This window comes from Bradyrhizobium sp. NBAIM14 (assembly GCF_020193895.1).
In the GTDB taxonomy this organism is placed as follows: domain Bacteria; phylum Pseudomonadota; class Alphaproteobacteria; order Rhizobiales; family Xanthobacteraceae; genus Bradyrhizobium; species Bradyrhizobium yuanmingense.
In genome coordinates this window covers 73,617-88,659 of record NZ_JADYVQ010000023.1, presented here as the reverse complement: position 1 = coordinate 88,659, position 15,043 = coordinate 73,617, and the positions used below count along the sequence as shown (strand labels likewise).

Annotated in this window: 12 protein-coding genes; 7 read left to right on the top strand and 5 right to left on the bottom strand. The window is 64.4% G+C overall.

Features of this window, described 5'->3' with window-relative positions:
- Window positions 1–317: 317 nt before the first annotated feature.
- Both I6F28_RS33045 and I6F28_RS33040 read right to left on the bottom strand, forming a co-directional pair.
- A complete protein-coding gene (locus I6F28_RS33045; protein WP_036024021.1) occupies window positions 318–806 on the bottom strand; it encodes an MmcB family DNA repair protein in 489 nt (162 codons plus the stop codon).
- Window positions 807–1,006: 200 nt separating this feature from the next.
- Window positions 1,007–2,608, bottom strand: a complete 1,602-nt coding sequence (locus I6F28_RS33040; protein WP_225143056.1) for an alpha-amylase family glycosyl hydrolase — start codon at window positions 2,606–2,608, stop codon at window positions 1,007–1,009.
- 161 nt (window positions 2,609–2,769) lie between these two features.
- Here I6F28_RS33040 and I6F28_RS33035 point away from each other — a divergent pair, with 161 nt between their 5' ends.
- The gene (locus tag I6F28_RS33035; protein WP_225143054.1) at window positions 2,770–3,462 is read left to right on the top strand and encodes an MBL fold metallo-hydrolase; all 693 of its coding nucleotides are present in this window, start codon (window positions 2,770–2,772) and stop codon (window positions 3,460–3,462) included.
- A 3-nt stretch (window positions 3,463–3,465) separates the two neighbouring features.
- Here the strand turns inward: I6F28_RS33035 and I6F28_RS33030 are convergent, their stop codons facing one another.
- Window positions 3,466–3,831, bottom strand: a complete 366-nt coding sequence (locus tag I6F28_RS33030; RefSeq protein ID WP_036002358.1) for a winged helix-turn-helix transcriptional regulator — start codon at window positions 3,829–3,831, stop codon at window positions 3,466–3,468.
- Window positions 3,832–4,026: 195 nt separating this feature from the next.
- Here I6F28_RS33030 and I6F28_RS33025 point away from each other — a divergent pair, with 195 nt between their 5' ends.
- A complete protein-coding gene (locus I6F28_RS33025) occupies window positions 4,027–4,329 on the top strand; it encodes a hypothetical protein (RefSeq protein WP_225130141.1) in 303 nt (100 codons plus the stop codon).
- Between the two features lie 31 nt (window positions 4,330–4,360).
- Here the strand turns inward: I6F28_RS33025 and I6F28_RS33020 are convergent, their stop codons facing one another.
- On the bottom strand, window positions 4,361–5,539 hold the full coding sequence (locus I6F28_RS33020; protein WP_225143052.1) for an extracellular catalytic domain type 1 short-chain-length polyhydroxyalkanoate depolymerase: 1,179 nt from the start codon (window positions 5,537–5,539) through the stop codon (window positions 4,361–4,363).
- A gap of 475 nt (window positions 5,540–6,014) precedes the next feature.
- Here I6F28_RS33020 and I6F28_RS33015 point away from each other — a divergent pair, with 475 nt between their 5' ends.
- Window positions 6,015–7,250 (top strand): LLM class flavin-dependent oxidoreductase, encoded by a 1,236-nt coding sequence (locus I6F28_RS33015; protein ID WP_225130145.1) that lies wholly within the window; start codon window positions 6,015–6,017, stop codon window positions 7,248–7,250.
- A gap of 262 nt (window positions 7,251–7,512) precedes the next feature.
- Window positions 7,513–8,889, top strand: coding sequence for a cytochrome P450 (locus tag I6F28_RS33010; RefSeq protein WP_225143050.1), 1,377 nt, complete (start codon window positions 7,513–7,515; stop codon window positions 8,887–8,889).
- Between the two features lie 128 nt (window positions 8,890–9,017).
- On the opposite strand, the gene I6F28_RS33005 is transcribed toward I6F28_RS33010, so the two are convergent.
- Entirely contained in the window at window positions 9,018–9,857 is an 840-nt protein-coding gene (locus I6F28_RS33005; protein WP_225143049.1) for an SDR family NAD(P)-dependent oxidoreductase, read from the bottom strand.
- 179 nt (window positions 9,858–10,036) lie between these two features.
- On the opposite strand from I6F28_RS33005, the gene I6F28_RS33000 reads away from it, so the two are divergent.
- The 3 genes from I6F28_RS33000 (at window position 10,037) to I6F28_RS32990 (ending at window position 14,864) form a co-directional block, all read left to right on the top strand.
- The gene (locus I6F28_RS33000; RefSeq protein ID WP_225143046.1) at window positions 10,037–11,002 is read left to right on the top strand and encodes a sensor histidine kinase; all 966 of its coding nucleotides are present in this window, start codon (window positions 10,037–10,039) and stop codon (window positions 11,000–11,002) included.
- 432 nt (window positions 11,003–11,434) lie between these two features.
- A complete protein-coding gene (locus I6F28_RS32995) occupies window positions 11,435–13,171 on the top strand; it encodes a putative bifunctional diguanylate cyclase/phosphodiesterase (protein ID WP_057025910.1) in 1,737 nt (578 codons plus the stop codon).
- Between the two features lie 250 nt (window positions 13,172–13,421).
- Window positions 13,422–14,864, top strand: coding sequence for a sigma-54 interaction domain-containing protein (locus tag I6F28_RS32990; protein WP_036002382.1), 1,443 nt, complete (start codon window positions 13,422–13,424; stop codon window positions 14,862–14,864).
- The last annotated feature ends 179 nt before the right edge of the window (window positions 14,865–15,043 follow it).

Here is a 15,043-nt window from a genome sequence, read left to right as displayed (position 1 = left end):
GGCAGCCACAAACTGCTCTGGGTGGGCTCGATCCGATCGCCAGCGGCCTGCCGGGGTTGCAGCCCCGGCAGGCCATTCCTCTCGGAACACCCCAATCAATATCCGATTGCGCTATTACAAGGGTGGGCAAAGGCGCGAAGCGCCGTGCCCACGTTCTCTATTTCGATCCTGCTTAATTTTAATTGGTGGGCACGCTTCGCTTTGCCCACCCTACGACACTGCGTAGCCCGGATGGAGCGCAGCGTAATCCGGGATTGGCGCGACGGGCTGCAATTGTCCCGGATTGCGCTGCGCTCCATCCGGGCTACGAAGTCAGCCTACTCCCAGAAATCCGCATGGCCCTGCGGATCGACCAGGCGGTTGATCCGCAAGGCCGCCGCCATCGCGAACCGCACCGTCATCTGCTTGCGTGTGGCGGCGGCGAGCTTGTGCTCGGGTGCCTCGCAATGCAGGTGCGCGCCGTAGGCGTCGGCGACGATCAGGCCGGTGTCATCGGGGAAGATCTCGCACGGCAGATCCTGCGTGAAGGCGAAGAACAGCCGGTCGCAATGGGCGCGGTATTCGTGCCATTTCTGATCGGCGCGCAAATCCTCGACCGACGACTTGATCTCGACGATCCAGATCTCGCCGCGCTCGTTCAGCGCGACGAGATCGGCGCGCCGGCCCGACGGCAGCGGCAATTCGCTGATGCAGGAGAAGCCGAGCGAGCGCAACAGACGCGCGGTGCCGCGCGCGATCGCCAGCGCGGTCTCCGACTGGCGACGATCCGGCGGCGGCACGAGTGTGATGCGGGCGGTGTTGTCCATGGCGGGAGAATAGCCGATTCCATCCCGCCCGTCATTCCGGGACGCGCGCAGCGCGAGCCCGGAATCCATAACCACAGGGAGACGTGTGGGGCAAAGCGGGCAACTCCGAGTCGTCGCAAAACTTCTTCCTGTGGTTATGGGTCCTCAGATGCGCAATTGCGCATCATAGCTCGCGACTTCGTCGCGCCCCGGGACGACAGTTAGGCGGGCGCCGCCACCACCACGCCCTCGTTGCCGCGCAGGTCCAGCACGCCTTCGATCTCCTCACCTTCGCGATCCAGGAACGTCGACAGCAAGATGCTGCTGCCGAAACGGATCGCGCTGGTGGTCACCGCGACCGGATCGGGGCCGAGATTGAGCGCGACGATCACGGCCTTGCCGCCGGCCGCGCGGCGATAGATCAGCAGATCGCCTTGCGCGGCGATCGGATGATAATCGCCCGTGACCAGCGGGGGGCAGCTCTTCCGCAAGCCGATCAGGCGCTTGTAGAGATTGAGGATCGAACGCGGATCGGCTTCAAGATTGGCGACATTCTCGCGGATGTGATCCTCCGGCAGCGGCAGCCACGGCCTTGCTTGCGAAAAACCTGCGAAGTTCGAGGAATCCCATTGCATCGGCGTGCGGCAGCCGTCGCGGCCGACACCGATGCCGGGGACGTTCTTCTCGAAGGGATCGCGCACGTCCTCCGGCGCGATCGCGAGCTGGTGCATGCCGATCTCGTCACCGTAGTACAGCGTCGGCGTGCCGCGCAGCGTCAGCAGCAGCATGGCCGCGACGCGGGCCTGCTCGGGCCCGACGCGGCTCGCGACGCGCGGACGATCGTGATTGCCGAGCACCCAGTTCGGCCAGGCGCCGCGCGGCAATGCCTTTTCGTAATCCTCGATGATCTTTTCGATCGAGCGGGCGCTCCAGAAGGTCGAGAGCAGCGCGAAGTTGAACGGCATCTGCGCGCCGGTGAGATCGTTGCCGTAATAGGCCACGAGCCGGTGCAGCGGCAGATAGATTTCGCCGATCAAGACGCGCGCGCCATAGGAATCGGTGACGCGCCGCATCTCGGCGATAACGTCATGCACCTCCGGCTGGTCGGTAGAATATTGCGTGAGGATTTTTTCGTTCGGCGGACGGCCCTCGACGTAGTGCGGATTGGCCGGATTGTCGCGGAATTCGGCGTCCTTGATCAGGTGCCAGATCACGTCGACGCGAAAGCCGTCGACGCCCTTGTCCAGCCAGAACCGCATCACGTCGTAGATCGCTTTGCGGACGTCCGGATTGCGCCAGTTGAGATCCGGCTGCTGGGCGAGGAAGGCGTGGTAGTAATATTGTCCCGTGGTCTCGTCGAAAGCCCACGCGCTGCCGCCGAACTCGGACAACCAATTGTTCGGAACGCCGCCGCCTGGCGCAGGATCGCGCCAGATGTACCAGTCGCGCTTGGGATTGTCGCGCGAGGACCGGCTCTCGGTGAACCAGGGATGCAGGTCGGAGGTGTGGTTCGGCACGAGATCGAGGATCAGCTTCAGGCCATTGTCGTGGGCGGCCGCGAGCAACGCGTCGAAATCGGCCATCGTGCCGAACAGCGGCTCGATGCCGACATAGTCCGAGATGTCGTAGCCGAAATCGGCCATCGGCGAGGGAAAGATCGGCGACAGCCAGATCGCATCGACGCCGAGCGATTTGACGTAAGGCAGCCTCTTGAGGATGCCGGCGAGATCGCCGACGCCGTCACCGTCCGAGTCCTGAAACGAGCGCGGATAGATCTGATAGAAGATGCCGTCGCGCCACCAATTCTCGTTGTCGTGAGCCATGCCGAAGACCACCCAAATCTGACGCCTTGCGCGGGAGAACGCGACAGCAACGCCCCGGTTCAAAATGGCAGGCCAATTGGGACGGCCGTGTGACGGTTGTTCCCTGGCGCGGGCCCGAATCTTTTGCTTGGCGGCCCGGCAAAAATCGGCATTGTGAGGCCATGACCGAGCAAAACGACAGCCAAGAATCCCGGCGAGAATCCCGGCAAGCCAAGGCGGGCGCGATCATCGTTCCCGTGACGCTGTTCGAGCAGAACTGCACCATCATCTGGGACGAGCCTTCCAAGAAGGCCGTGGTGATCGATCCCGGCGGCGACGTGCCGAAGATCCTGGATGCGATCAAGAGAAGCGGCGTCACGGTGGAGAAGATCTGGCTGACCCACGGCCATATCGACCATGTCGGCGGCGCGGCCGAGCTGCGCGATGCGCTGACGGTGCCGATCGAGGGACCGCATGTCGCGGACAAGTTCCTGCTCGACAACGTCGTGGCGAGCGGCGCGCGCTTCGGCATGACGGGAGGACGCGATTTCACGCCCGACCGCTGGCTCGACGAGGGCGACAGCGTGTCGATCGGCGGCTTGCAGTTCGATATCCTGCATTGTCCGGGTCATTCGCCCGGCAGCGTGGTGTTCTTCAACAAGGATCTGCGGTTTGCCCATGTCGGCGACGTCCTGTTCGCCGGCTCGGTCGGACGCACCGACCTGCCCGGCGGCAGTCACGCCACGCTGATCAGTTCGATTAAGACGAAATTGCTGCCGCTCGGCGACGATGTCGGCTTCATCTGCGGCCACGGCGCCGGCTCGAGCATCGGCCAGGAACGGATGACCAATCCGTTCATCACCGGCGAGATGTGAGTCTTATTCGGCAGCCTCGGTGAGCACGGGCTCGCCGAGGTTTCGTTCACCCCATTCGCGGATCGCCGCGACGACGGGCACAAAACTCTTTCCTTTTCGCGTCAGGCGGTACTCGACCTTCGGCGGCACCTCGCCGAAATCCTTGCGGTCGATCAGGCCGCTCATCGTCAACGCCTTCAATTCGCGGCTGAGCACGCGCGGGGTGATCTCGGCGCTGCCTGATGCGCCGCGCAGCAAGCCGCTTCTGATCTCGCCGTAGCGGCGCGGGCCGTCCTTGAGGTCCCAGACGATGCGCAGCTTGTATTTGCCGCTGATCATCTTCTGAAACGCCGCAACCGGACAGGTGCGCGCGGGAGACGTCTTCGCCATGTCGTTTCCTCCATGTGGAAGATTCTTGTTTTGACGCGTTTTCTTTACGCGAACCGGTATCCACTTCGCTCGAAAACGCTATGCGATGAGGATAGGAGCAACGGCGAAAAAGTCCATACTATCAATTTTGTCCATACTTGCGGGATCGTATCGAGCGCGCAGATGATGACGCACAAGACGAACAGGGAGCGTCACATGAAGCACTTCATGATCAGATACGCGTTCAAGAACGGCACGACGGAGGAGTGGCACCGCGAGATCGGCCGCTTCATCAGGGCGATCGACGCCGATGCGGAGCTGAAGGGGAGGATCGGTTATCGTTGCCTGAAGCATCGCGACGACGGCAGCTATCTCCACTTCGCCAGCGTCGCCGACGATGCTGCGCAGAAAACGCTGCAATCGCGGGACTTCTTCAAGCACTACCAGGAGGTGACGCGGAAGGTCGCGGGCGGCGAGATCAGCGTGACGCCGGTCGAGGTGATCGATCAGACGGGGTAGACCTTGCCCTCCGGACGACAGCGGGGTGGAGCTATTTCATCAGCCCCGCGGCCGTGAGCGCGCGCGTGATGATCTGGCCGAGGTCGAAGCCGCGCGCCTTCTCGCCCTGCGGCTCGGCCGGCTCCGCGGCGACCGCGGTGCGGATCGAGCGGGCGAGATGCGGTGCCGGCGACAGTGCCGGTTTCGCGCCAGGCTTCGTGGCTTCCGCCTTCGTCGTCGCGGCGTCCGCAATCCAGCCGGTGAGAGCGAAGAACTTTGCGATGTGGTAGGACGAGGAGATGCCGGCCTCGATCAGGAAGGCACCTTCGATGCCGTAGCGCTGATCGTTGTCGGCGAGCCCCAGCGGCGTGCCGTGCGCCATGTCGGTGATGGCGTAGGACTCGACCAGCGTCTCGCCGTCCTTGTCCCACCAGGCCTGGCGCGGATAGCCGTCGACATTGGTCTCCGCCATCGGCAGTTCGGGCAAGCCATGCAGGTCGAGCCACTGCTTGACGATCTCGTTGGCATTGCCGGGATTGACGGTGCGGTCGGCGCTGCCGTGCCACACCGAGACCCTCGGCCAGGGCCCGCGATGATCGGAGGCGCTGCGCACGAGATCGCCGAGCTCGCGCGAAGGGCGCGCCGGGGAATGAAACATGCCGTCGAGCGCCTCGCGCAAGTTCGAGGCGATGCCGTAAGGCAGCCCGGCAATGATCGCGCCGGCCGCGAAGACTTCCGGATAGGTCGCGAGCATCACCGAGGTCATGCCGCCGCCGGCCGATAGGCCGGTGATGAAGACGCGCCTGGGATCGATGCGATGCGTTTTCACCATGTGCGCGATCATCGCGCGGATCGAACCCGGCTCGCCGCTGTCCCGCGCGGTGTCCTCCGGATTGAACCAGTTGAAGCAGGTGTTGGCATTGTTGATGCGCTGCTGCTCGGGCATCAATAGCGCAAAGCCGTAATGTTGCGCGAGCGTCGACCAGCCCGCACCGAGATCGTAAGCGGCCGCCGTCTGCCCGCAGCCATGCAGCACGACGACGAGCGCGCGCGGCCGCTGCAATTGCGCCGGCACGAACGCGAACATGCGCAAGGCGCCGGGATTGTCGCCGAAGCCAGTGACCTCCTGCAGCGGGCTCGATCCATCTGCACCGCGGCCGGGCTCGGCGAAGCGCAGTCCGTCCAGCCGGGGCAGACGTCTCAACAGATCGATGTTTCTGGCTAACGACACGGCAAGTTCCTGGTGGGCGACGTTCAACGTCCAGCCCAACCAGATAGTTGCTGCGGCGCAAAATAAAAAGACCGTGCGCTGTCAATCTCGGGAAATTGGCTGAAAATCTGCAAGAATCCGCACGTATTAACCGCAACGTCCGCAATCTCGTGCCGATGCGCGGCGTATCCGCGCCGGAAATGCGGCGCCCATCATGACGAATGTCACAAATGACAAGAGCGAGGCGAGGAATTCTGCGCGCGCTGATTGTGAGGCTTCGACGCGGAGGTGCGAACGCGAATGAACGAACCGGCCCAATCGCGCTGCGTGTCGTTATCGTGATGAAGCGCGCAGGAGGCGAGGACTACGCAACGTCTCGCTTGCCACCGCGCATGCCTGCATTCCACCGCGCGGGACATCGCGTGATTGCGTTCGTGCCGTCAGGCACGTAGCCTGACACGACCAACAAACAGAAAATTCAGCCGGAGAGACCGCCATGGCGCGCCTGAAGTTCGGAGCCTTTCTTGCCCCGCATCACCCGATCGGGGAGCATCCGATGCTGCAGTTCCGGCGCGATCTCGACCTGGTCGAGCAGCTGGATGCGCTCGGCTATGACGAGTTCTGGTGCGGCGAGCATCATTCCTCGGGCTGGGAGATGATCGCCTCGCCCGAGATGTTCCTGGCCGCCGCCGGCGAGCGCACCAAGCGGATCAAGCTCGGCACCGGCGTGGTGTCGCTGCCCTATCACCATCCCTTCAACGTCGCCCAGCGCATGGTGCAGCTCGACCACATGACCGGCGGCCGCGCCATCTTCGGCTCCGGACCGGGCGCGCTCGCCTCCGACGCGCACACGCTCGGCATCGATCCGATGACGCAGCGCGACCGCCAGGACGAGGCGATCGGCATCATCCGCCGCCTTTTCAACGGCGAGCGCGTCACCGCCAAAAGCGACTGGTTCACGATGAACGACGCCGCGCTGCAGATCCTGCCCCTGCAGGAGGAGATGCCGTTCGTGGTAGCTTCGCAGATCTCGCCCTCCGGCATGACGCTGGCCGGCAAATACGGCATCGGCATCATCTCGCTGGGCTCGATGACGACCCAGGGCCTGATGTCGCTGCAGCAGCAATGGCAGTTCGCCGAGGATGCCGCCAAGAAGCACGGAACCACGGTGCGTCGCGCCGACTGGCGCGTGCTCCTGACCTGGCACATCGCCGAGACGCGCGAACAAGCCCGCCGCGAGGCCGGCGCCGGGCTGATGCGCTGGCACAACGAATATAATGTCGGAACGCTGCAGCGGCCGGGCCTCACCGCGTTCTCCTCGCCCGACGAGGCCGTCGACAAGACCGCCTTCGTCGAGGGGGCCGCGTCCACCATCGGCACGCCCGACGATCTCGTCAAGACCATCAAGAACGTGATGCAGGTCTCCGGCGGCGTCGGCGCCGTCATCGGCTTCGTTCACGACTGGGCCAATCCGGAAAACACGCGCCGGAGCTGGGACATGGTGGCGCGCTACGTTGTGCCCGAGATCAACGGCTATATCGACGGGCTGCGCAGGTCGCAAAAATTCGTGATCGAGAACCGCGCGATCTTCGAGCGTGCGGGTCAGGCCGTGATGGCCAAGATCATGGAGAACGAGAAGGCCGCCGAGGCGCTGAAGGTGACAGGCCCCGGCCGCGTCGCCATTCCCGCCGTCAACGCGCCGGATCTGCAGAAGGAAGCGGCGAAGCGGTAGGCACTCCACTCGTCGTCCCGGGGCGCGCGCAGCGCGAGCTATGATGCGCAATTGCGCATCTGAGGACCCATAACCACAGGATGCGGATTTACGAAGACTCGGAGCTACCAGCCTCGCACCAAAACTCCTCCCTGTGGTTATGGGTCCCCGCCTCCGCGGGGACGACGGCGGTGGGAGTGACGATTTTGTGCGCAAGACGACCGCAGCTCATCGCGGCCGGATCGTGCTATGTTTGCGGGGCCAGCCAACCGGAGCAATCGTCATGTCGATGCAGAATGTGGCCGCCCCTGCGCTTCCGTTCACTCCGCCCAGGCGCAACGAGCTGACGCACATTCCCGGTGACGAAGGCTGGCCGATCATCGGCAAGACCTTTCAGGTGCTCGCCGACCCCAAGGGCCATATTGAGGCGAACGGCGCCAAGTACGGTCTGGTCTACCGCACGCACTTTTTCGGCGAGACCAACGTCGTGCTGCTCGGGCCCGAGGCCAACGAGCTCGTGCTGTTCGACCAGCAGAAGCTGTTCTCCTCGACCCATGGCTGGGACAAGGTGCTGGGGCTGTTGTTTCCGCGCGGATTGATGCTGCTCGATTTCGAGGAGCATCGCCTGCATCGCAAGGCGCTCTCGGTCGCGTTCAAGTCCGGGCCGATGAAGTCCTATCTCGGCGATCTCGACCGGGGCATTTCCGCGCGCGTCGCGCAGTGGAAGGCGAAGCCGGGCGAGATGCAGCTTTATCCGGCGATGAAACAGCTCACGCTCGATCTCGCCGCGGCCTCCTTCCTCGGCGCCGATATCGGGCCCGAGGTCGATGAGATCAACCGCGCCTTCGTCGACATGGTGGCCGCCGCCGTCACCCCGATCCGCCGCCCCCTGCCCGGCACCCAGATGGCGCGAGGGGTGAAGGGACGCAAGCGCATCATCGCCTATTTCCGCGAGCAGATTCCGCTGCGGCGCGGCAATCACGGTGGCGACGATCTGTTCTCGCAGCTCTGCCGCGCCACCCATGAGAACGGCGCGCTGCTGTCGGACCAGGACATCATCGACCATATGAGCTTCCTGATGATGGCCGCGCACGACACGCTGACCTCGTCACTGACCTCCTTCATCGGCGAGCTCGCCGCCAATCCGGACTGGCAGGACCGGCTGCGCGCGGAGGTGCTCGCGCTCGGCCTCGCCTCCGGCGCGCCGACCAGCTTCGACGATCTCGAGAAGATGCCGCTGACCGAGATGGCGTTCAAGGAAGCGCTGCGGCTCAAGCCGCCGGTGCCGTCGATGCCGCGCCGCGCGATGCGCGATTTCAGCTTCAAGGGTTTTGCGATCCCCGCCGGCACGGCGATCGGCATCAACCCGCTCTATACCCACCACATGAAGGAGATCTGGCCGGAGCCGGACCGTTTCGATCCCATGCGCTTCACCGAGGACGCACAGCGTGGCCGTCACCGCTTCGCCTTCGTGCCGTTCGGCGGCGGCGCGCATATGTGCCTCGGCCTGCACTTCGCCTACATGCAGGCGAAATGTTTCGCGCGGCACTTCCTGGAGAATATCGAAGTGTCGCTCGCGCCAGGCTACAAGCCCGACTGGCAGATGTGGCCGATCCCGAAGCCGCGGGACGGGCTGCGGGTGAAGGTGAAGGCGGTTTAGGCGCCGATCTCGTAGGGTGGGCAAAGCGAAGCGTGCCCACCACGTTTCTCCGGGTGCAAACATCGATGGTGGGCACGGCGCGCGAAGGGCGCGCCTTTGCCCACCCTACGGCACCATCGCCGGAGCTGCTACGCCCCCTGGTCGAACGCCTTGCGCAGGGCCACATAGCCCTGCTGCTGTTGACTCCAGTTGCGGCCGCCGGTCATGGCGCCGTCGACGACGAGGTCGTGGCCGTTGATGAAGCTGGATTCGTCGCTGGCCAGGAACACTGCGGCCTGGGCGATATCTTCAGGAAGACCCGCGCGGGGGATCGGCTGCGCGGTCTTGTAGACCTCGCGCATCACCGCCGGCGTCTTCTCGGCGGCATCGGTCGAGAGCCCCAGCGCCTTGCCGAAGATGCCGGTCGCGATCGCGCCGGGCGAGATCGAATTGACGCGAACATTGGATTCGCCGAGCTCCATCGCCACGCATTTGGTGAGATGGATCACCGCCGCCTTGGCCGCGCCATAGACCATCGACGACGAGAAGCCGGCGAGGCGGCCGGCAATGCTGCCATTGTTGATGATGCTGCCCCCGCCCTGCTTCTTCATGTAGGGCGCGGCGTGCTTCATGCCGAGCATGACACTGCGCACCAGCGTCGCCATCGCCGCATCGAACCGCTCGACCTCGAGGCCTTCGATGCCGCCGGTCTGCGCCGGCCCGCCGGCATTGTTGAACAGGCAATCGACCCTGCCGAACTTGTCGACCGCGAGCGCGATCAGCGCCTGCATCTGCGCTTCGACGGTGACGTCGGTCTGACGGAAGACGCAGCTTTCCCCGAGCTGCTGCGCCAGCGCCTCGCCTTCCGGTACGCGCCGGCCTGCGATCACAATTTTGGCACCTTCGGCAACGAAGACTTCCGCAGTGCGCAATCCGATGCCGCTCGTCGCCCCCGTGATCACCGCAACCTTGCCGTCCAGCCTGCCCATGGAATGTTCCTGTTTTCGAGTGATTTGATGCCAAATGGCGAATGCCGGCCGCCGCCGTCGCCGCAGCGGTCACTATTCCTGCCCGCTTCCGACAAGGCAAGCTATGCTTGTATGGGCGGCATGCGTAACATCCTCACGGGCCGCTCGACCGTCGAACGCCTATCGCAACCAGGCAGTGCATGAGGAAGCTGATCGAGGAGTTCCGCAAGGGCTGGCAGGGTGCGGCGCCGCCCTCGCTCGCTCTGAGCATCGGCTTTGCGGTGGTCTGCCTGTTGGCTGCAACCCTGGTCCGCTGGGGCCTCGCTCAGGTTCGTCCCGACATCTATTTCACCCCGTACTTCCCGGCCGTCTTCTTTGCTGCGGCCCTGGGCGGATTCCGGATCGGCATCGTGACGGCGCTCGTCGGCGGCGTGCTCGGCGTCACCCTGAATTTCGGCGATGCGTTTGCGGATCGCGCGCGGTTTGTCCTGTTGGCGCTTTACTGGGTCGTGTGCGCGATCACCATCTGGGGTGTCGAGCACTATCGCACCATGCTGGCCGAGCAGCGCCGAATTTCCAAACGCCTGATCGAGGAAGAGGATTATCGCAAGCTGCTGGTGGAGGAGCTCCAGCATCGGCTGAAGAACAAGCTGTCGACGGTGCATGCCGTGGTGCACCAGGTGTTGCACGACCAGCCGCAGGTCTGGGCCCGGGTCGATCCGCGGCTGCGCTCGCTGGCCGCAACCGATGATTTGATCTCGCGGATCGACAAAGCCGGCTGCGACATCCGCGACCTTCTGATCTCCGAGCTCGGGCCTTACGGCCATGTCCGCTTCACGCTCAACGGCGAGCGGCTGTTCCTGCCGCCCAAGCTCGCGGTCACGCTGTCATTGATGTTTCACGAGCTTGCCACCAATGCAGGCAAGTACGGCGCATTCTCCTCACCGCGCGGTCTGTTGCAGGTGTCATGGACCATCACCGACGACCGCCTGACGATCACCTGGGACGAAACCGAAGGACCGAGCGTGGACAAGGTGTCGGAGCCCGGCTTCGGCACCAAGCTCTTGAAGTCGGCACTGTCGGCTTTCGACGGCAAAACTGAGATCTCGTATCTGAAAACCGGGCTGCATTGCATCATGCAGTGCCGAATTCCACGAAGCGAGTAGACGTCGCAACATGTAAGGTGTGCTCCTTGCTGCCCGCGCGGTGGCGCAATCGCGTGTGGCACTTGCGCGACCTGAGCAAGCGCCTCGTCCTTCGAGACGACCGCTTCGCGGTCTCTTCAGGATGAGGCTAAGCGGCATCGGTGCTCGGGTGATATCGCGCAGCGCACTCCGGCCCTCATCCTGAGGGCCCGCCCACGGCGGGCGTCTCGAAGGATGGCCGCAGGCGAAATCGCTCCCACGCGGATACTTCGCTGTTTCGCCGAGCGCGTTGACGCTCCGTTAATGACGATCGCCAGCGCGCGTCGGATCGTCGCAAGTTTTCTCCAAAACACCCCCGTATTTCTCCTGACCCCTTAACCAAACTTAAGAGGGAACCGCGGAAGATCGCGCTCATTGCAAAGGCGCGCTGAAACAACAAGATTCATGACTTCTATGAACGACAATCAATATTCCGGCGCGACTGAAGCCGAGCTCGGTTTTCTCAAGGAAATCGTTAGAATGCTGCCGGCCGGCCTCACCGTGCAGGACGCGCATGGCGAGTTGCTGCTGGTCAACGATGCCGCCGCCGCGCAGCTCGGCCTGGACGGCAGCCGTCCTTCACCCGATCTGACGCCGCGGCGCGAGGCCTGCCGCCAGGCCCTGAGCGACGGGCAGCCCGTCGTGACCGAGGAAGCGCTTCACGTCGGCGCCGCGCGAAAGGTGCTGCTCACGACCCATCGCCCCGTTCGTCTCGACGGACGCGAGCTGCTGATCTCGGCATCCTCCGACATCACCGAGCAGAAGAATTTCGAGGACCAGCTGTTCCGCTCGGCCTATTTCGACGAGCTGACCGGGCTGCCCTCGCGCCGCGTGATCGAGCACCGCGCCAATGCCCTGCTCGCGCGCGACGACGGCGGCGAACGCTTTGCGTTGGCCTTCCTCGACGTCGACAATTTCAAGCACATCAACGACTATTACGGCCACGCCGTGGGCGACGCGCTGCTGGTCGAGCTGGCGAAGCGGCTCGGACGGGACTTGCGCGATTCCGACATACTCTCGCGCATCTCGGGCGACGAATTCCTGCTGCTGCTGTCACCGGTCCAGAGCCAGGAGGAAGTCGCCGAATTCATGCAATCGACGCTGGAACGGCTGACCGCGCCGTTCTTCATCGACCATTCGGAAGTGTTCGCCTCGACCTCAGTCGGCATCAGCCTCTATCCCGACCATGGACGCAGCTTCGAAACGCTGCGGCAGAACGCGGACATCGCGATGTACCGCATCAAGAACAATGGCAAGGGACTGGCCGCCTTCTTCGATGCCAGCATGGAGCGCGAGGCGCAGGCGCGGATGAAGGTCGAGCAGTCGCTGCGGCTCGCCATCCTGGAAAAGCGCTTCTGCTGCGCCTTCCAGTCCAAGGTCGACATCCGCACGCAGGCCGTGAAGGGCATCGAGGCCCTGGTGCGCCTGCGCGACGACGAAGGCGTGATCCAGGCGCCCGGCTCGTTCATCAATCTCGCCGGCGAGCTCGGCCTGATCGACGAGCTGACCCATCTCGTGCTCGCCGAGATCGTCAAGTCGATCGACCTGATCAACGACACGTTCGGCCCGGAAGCGACCATCAGCATCAACGTTGCCGCCAAGCAGGCCGGCAATCCCGAGTTCATGCGCAGCTTTGCGCAGGCGCTGGAGGAGACCGGCTTTCCGCAGCGGTTCATGATCGAGGTGACGGAAGATGCTTTCGTCGCCAAGAATCATTTTCAGGACGAGATCCTGCCGATGTTCCGCAAGCTCGGCGTCGGCGTCTCCATCGACGATTTCGGCACCGGCTATTCCTCGCTCTCGGCGCTGGCCGACATCACCGCCGACGAGATCAAGATCGACCGCTCCTTCATCACCGACATTCATAATCGTCCGCGCAGCCAGGGTATCCTGCGCGCGATCGAATCCTTGAGCGAGGCGCTCGGCATGACGGTGATCGCCGAAGGCCTCGAAACCTACGAGGAGCTGGCCTATCTGCAGGCCGCCACCAAGATCCGCTACGCGCAGGGCTATTATTTCTCCCGGCCGATCTTCCTGGAGGAGCTGAAGCTCGCAACGCCCTCCTCGAGCGAGGCGCGGGTCAGCGTGGCAAGCCGCCCGGCGCAACAGCACCGCCAGGGCTATTCGCGGGCGAGCGGGTATCGAAGGTAGGGGCGGCGCGACACATACCGCTGTCGTCCCGGGGCGCGAAGCGAACCCGGGACCCATACCCAAAAGGAAAGACTCGGAGTGGGAGCGTCGCGCAGCACTGCGCCCTGTGCTTATGGGTCCCGGGCTCGCGCTTTGCGCGCCCCGGGACGACAGCGATTGTTCAGCGCCCATTCCTCCTTTGGCGCCATTTCCCCCTTTGAAATCGCTGCACTTTTGCTAATACACGGGGCGGACCTCCCCGAGGTATCTCATGCCTGCCGCCGCCTCCTCGATCAGCGATCCCGCCTATCTCCGTGCGCGCGCGATGGAAACGCTGTTCGAGCGGCTGGAGAAGCTCTGCGAGGGCGCGATTGCGATCGATCGCGGCGGGCGCGTCGTCTACGTCAACGAGAAATATCTTGCCGCGCTCGGTCTCGACCATGCCAGCGAGGCGATCGGCCGGTCGATCGAGGAGGTCATCCCGAACAGCCTGATGCGGAAGGTGGCCGAGACCGGCGAGCCGATCCTGCTCGACATCATGGAGCTCGGCGGCGAGCAACTCGTCGTCACCCGCATGCCGATCGAGGACGAGAACGGGACGGTGATCGGCGCGATCGGCTTCGTGCTCTATGATCATCTCGAAAGCCTGAAGCCCCTGCTCGCCCGCGTCGCCCAGCTCGAGAGCGATCTGCGGCTGGCGCGGCGGCAATTGTCCAACGCCCGGGCGGCGCGCTTCACCTTTGCCGATTTCGTCGGCACGACGCCGGCGATCGCGCGCGCCAAGGAGATCGCCAGCCGCGCCGCGCGGCAGAGCGTCACCGTCCTGCTCACCGGCGAAACCGGGACGGGCAAGGAGATGCTGGCACAGGCGATTCACAACGCCTCCTCGCGCGCCGACAAGCCGTTCGTCAGCGTCAACGTCGCCGCCATCCCCGAGACCCTGATCGAATCGGAGTTCTTCGGCACTGCGCCGGGCGCCTATACCGGCGCCGACCGACGGGGACGCGAGGGCAAGTTCCGCATTGCCGACGGCGGCACGCTGTTCCTCGACGAGATCGGCGAGATGCCGCTGCAATTGCAGGCCAAGCTGCTGCGCGTGCTGCAGGAGCGCGAGATCGAGCCGCTCGGCTCGGACAAGATCACCAGGGTCGACGTCCGCGTCATCGCCGCGACCAATGTGGACCTGCGCAAGCGTGTCAGCGACGGCGCATTTCGCGCCGATCTCTACTACCGCCTCAACGTGCTTTCGGTCGACCTGCCGCCGCTGCGCCACTGCCTCGACGATCTCCCCGACATCTGCGCCCGGCTGCTCGACGACATCAGCGCGTCGGGCGACTACGTCAAGGCGAAGATCACGCCGAGCGCGCTCGCTGCGCTCGCCCGTTACGATTGGCCGGGCAATGTCCGCGAGCTCCGCAACATCCTCGAGCGCGCGCTGATCCTCAGCGATTCCGGGCGGCTGACCGGCGAGGATGTCGCCCGCATTCTCCCCATCGGCACCGAGGTCAGGCTTGCACCGGCCGAGCGCCCGGCCGGATTGGTGGTGCCCTATGCCGAGGCCGAGGCCGAGTTCGAGAAGCACACGCTCGAGCAGGCGCTCGCCGCCAGCAACGGCCAGATCACCGAGGCCGCCAGGATGCTGCGGATCTCGCGCGCGACCTTCTACAAGAAGCTCGCGAAATTCGGCCTCGCCTCGGGATCGGCGCCCGTCTGAGTTTCGAGACACCGGACTGTCCGGAGTCTCGGATTCCGGACACCGCACCCGGCTGCTCTTCCGGGACAGATTGCAGGCAATTGCCGCAGATTTCAGCGGTTTTGCGCGAGGTTGCGGGATCTGGCGCGGACCTTGCTCTCCGCTTTGCCGTCTTTCCTTCGCGAGGAGCAACCTGTTCC